A 595-nucleotide genomic window follows, 5' to 3' on the forward strand; every position below is an offset into this window, starting at 1 on the left:
GCCTGTCGCTCTGGATATAGTCAAAGAAAAGGTTGCACAGCCCAAACAACCCAAACTAACCGATGAACAGTTGCTGCTGCAACTGGAGGAAGATCCGCGCCTGAATAAGCTGCTGGATCAACTGGAAGAAGGGCGGGAACTGGCCGCCGATGACCAGCAATGGCTGGAGCGGCAATTGGCCAAGATAGAGAAGCTGATGGAAAAACTTGGCATTACCGATTTGGATCAGGCCGATGAAGCCCCAAGCAAGGGTCATAGTGATGACGAGTTGCTGGAGAAATTCGAATCCGGTGCTGAGCTTCTGAAACAATACCAAGACAACTAACGGAGGCCGGGATGCAGTTTATCCTTATTAGCTTAGCCATGTTGATCATCATAGGCCTCAGCGCCTATGCCACTGTGTTGCTGCTGCGTCTGAGAAGACAAACCCAGGCCAGAGAGCAAACAATGGCTGAGCAAAAGGCCGCTATGGAAGCTAAACAGGCATCCCTGCTTGCCGATATTCGCTATATTGCTGCCGCAATGACTGAAGAGCGTTGTGAGTTGTCTGAAGGGGTGGTCAGAATCGTTAAACTATTCGATCTGCTGTCGCTGA

2 protein-coding genes are annotated in these 595 nt (G+C 50.6%); both read left to right on the forward strand.

The window, feature by feature from the left end; translation table 11 throughout:
- Positions 1 to 325 (forward strand): GTPase-activating protein (locus tag IEX22_RS16325; protein ID WP_188669282.1); only part of this gene is annotated, 325 nt, incomplete at its 5' end.
- Positions 326 to 336: 11 nt separating this feature from the next.
- Positions 337 to 595 (forward strand): DUF2489 domain-containing protein (locus IEX22_RS16330; protein WP_229660114.1); only part of this gene is annotated, 259 nt, incomplete at its 3' end.

The organism is Tersicoccus solisilvae (assembly GCF_014643255.1).
Lineage (GTDB): Bacteria > Actinomycetota > Actinomycetes > Actinomycetales > Micrococcaceae > Tersicoccus > Tersicoccus solisilvae.